This window comes from Acinetobacter sp. YH16051, from assembly GCF_013417135.1.
Classification (GTDB): Bacteria; Pseudomonadota; Gammaproteobacteria; order Pseudomonadales; family Moraxellaceae; genus Acinetobacter; species Acinetobacter towneri.
In genome coordinates, this window is sequence record NZ_VPEN01000074.1 from 1 (window position 1) to 2610 (window position 2610).

The following is a 2610-nucleotide window of genomic DNA, read 5'->3' on the forward strand; positions in this document are numbered from 1 at the left end:
AAAAAATTCTAGATCATTATAGGTATTCGCATACATATAACCCAAATTATTTTGAGCTATAGGAAAATTCTGGTTTGCTGCTTGTATATAAAGATCGAGCGCTTTTTTTTCATCTTTTGGAACTATAGCTCCTTCTTCATATATGTTGGCTAAATTGTATTGAGCATCTGGTAAATTCTGTTTAGCCGCATCGGTATACAAACTAATGGCTTTATTGATATCTTTTTCAATACCATTTCCATCAAGATATGCATTAGCGAGGCTGAATTGAGCCCGAGCATATCCTTGTTTTGCAGATAAGTTATAATAATCTAAAGCTTTTGTTCGATCTTTATCTACATAATATCCATTGTCATACATTACACCTAAATTATACTGAGCTTCAGAAGAATTTAATTTAGATGCTTCATTAAACCAATAATAAGCTTTAGCTTCATTTTTTTGTGTACCTATTCCTTTGAAGTACATACCTGCTAAATCATTTTGAGCAACTACAGAACCTTCATTTGCAGCTTTTTCAAAATATTCTAAAGCTTTTTGAAAGTTTTGCTTTACACCATCACCTAAAAAATATTTTTGACCTTGTTTATATAAAGACTCTGATTGAACAAGATTTTTTTCTTTCTGAGGTACAGTCTTTGTACAACCATTAAGACTAAATACACTCAAAAACACTAAAAAAAAAGCTATTTTTTTTACATTCATTTTTCATTCACTTAGTCAGAATATTTTATCTGCCATTCTAGCATAGGGTCTTTTTCTATTTCTCTATCTCGTCGTTTCTTTTCTGCCTCCCCAGCATTTTCATTCAATTTCTTCTGAGCATTGATATATATTTCAGCCGCTTTTATTACCTCACCTCTTTTTCCAATTTCTTCACCTGCATTTTCTCCAGCTGACTTCATACCGTACTTAACTGACAAGCCAGCGATACCACAGAGGGCTAAACCAACCCCAACTTGTCTCGGATCTAATGAACGAACAGCATTTTGTGAGCATCTGCCAACAACTCCAAGTGCTAATGTTTCACCAGCTTTTTCACCAGCTTTTGAAAGCACCAACTTTGATGTTTGTTCTGCTAATTTTTCAGCATCCTCATCATGAATTGCTAAAATTATTTCTGCCCCATCTGATACCATTCCACCTTTAGTACCAATTTTATCAATTTTTTCTACAGCTTTTTTTGTATTCAGAACACTCGTATGCTGATTTCCATTAAAGATATGACCTGAAGACTTTCTACTATACACCTTAAATTCTGTAGCTTTTTTTAAACGCTCTTTACTCAATAAGGGAACATTTTTAGAATGTAAAGCTCCCCATCTAATATTATAATTCTGTGCTTTCATTACATCTGCAGTATCTTTTACATACCCAGCCCAATCAGATGCAGTTGATACTCCTGATACAACGTTATCAAGATGCTCTCTTTTTAAAACAAGCGTTGGTCTGCCATTTTTATTGACCTTTTGTGATTCATCAGCCATATCATAATTTCCTTAACGCAATGTCTTAATCAAAGTTTTTCTGAATAATTACTTCTTAAATAATCACCAGGATCTTCAGATTCTTGTAATAACTCAATTTCTTTCAGAATTTTTGGACTAATGAGAATAATTTCCCTTACTAAATTATTTTCTATTCTAGTAATAGGCTTGAACTCATCTTTTGTAAGATATTTAACTGAAAGTAAGGGAAATTCTACTGTATTGCATAGAAATTTAGCCTCACCATCTTTATTTGTTCTATTTATTAAAATAGTCTTGTTATTTTCATCACTTAGTTTGAACTCTAAATTTGCAATAGGTTCACCAATGAGATCAACAAACTTAATTAAAATCTCATCATCCATCGTTCCTGAAAAAGTATTTATATAGTAATGCCATTCATCGCCACCAACTAAAATTTTTACTTTTTCCGATTGATTTGATTTTATCCGTTCTGTTCTTCCATATTCATCAAGATTTCCTTTTTGGAACTGTCCATTTTCTCTAACGACTGAATATTTTAAGTCGCTAATATTATTTAGTTCATCAGTTTTAAATAAATTGTATACATCTAATTTATTACTATATGGAAGCACAACATTTGGCATTTCAGGTAACGAAAAGTTGACTTTACTTCCTTGTTTAAATAAATGCTGCCCTGCTTTAGCCTCAAACTTTGTCGGGGTAATAATAGTTATCCCATCTTTATTAATGATGATCTGAGATCCACCAGCCATAGATTTACCTATTTCTTATAAATTTATAAAAAATTGAGCCTGAATTTAGCGTAATATAAATGATTAATAATTCAATGATTTTTAACCAAAGCATGACATTCATCATCGCTATTCAACTGAATGATAGCATCATTGTCACTACAGACAATAAGCAAGTTGTTTTAACAGAAACAGGTGATGCTCAATTCGATCCTAAAAAAACCACAAAAATTCATCCATGGGATCAAGGCATTATTACAGGGACAGGTGAAAGCTATGTGGTGACAAGATCGATAGAATTTTTTAAAAGATTAGCGCATTCAAACATTGCTAAACTCCCCCCATGCCTCGATATTGCTAGACAGATAAGAGAACTCAAAGTAGGGACTGACTACTTTCAAGTCGAG

General features: G+C 32.4%; 3 protein-coding genes and 1 pseudogene. 1 reads left to right on the forward strand and 3 read right to left on the reverse strand.

The window, feature by feature from the left end; all coding sequences use genetic code 11:
* The 3 genes from FTV41_RS14235 to FTV41_RS14245 form a co-directional block, all read right to left on the reverse strand.
* The coding region (locus tag FTV41_RS14235; protein WP_218945204.1) for a tetratricopeptide repeat protein at positions 1 to 705 on the reverse strand (705 nt) is incomplete at its 3' end.
* A gap of 11 nt (positions 706 to 716) precedes the next feature.
* A complete protein-coding gene (locus FTV41_RS14240) occupies positions 717 to 1487 on the reverse strand; it encodes a hypothetical protein (protein ID WP_163146730.1) in 771 nt (256 codons plus the stop codon).
* A gap of 29 nt (positions 1488 to 1516) precedes the next feature.
* Positions 1517 to 2224, reverse strand: a complete 708-nt coding sequence (locus FTV41_RS14245) for a type IV secretion protein Rhs (RefSeq protein WP_163146731.1) — start codon at positions 2222 to 2224, stop codon at positions 1517 to 1519.
* Positions 2225 to 2283: 59 nt separating this feature from the next.
* Here FTV41_RS14245 and FTV41_RS14250 point away from each other — a divergent pair.
* Positions 2284 to 2610 (forward strand): annotated as a pseudogene (locus tag FTV41_RS14250) (hypothetical protein); the annotation flags it as partial.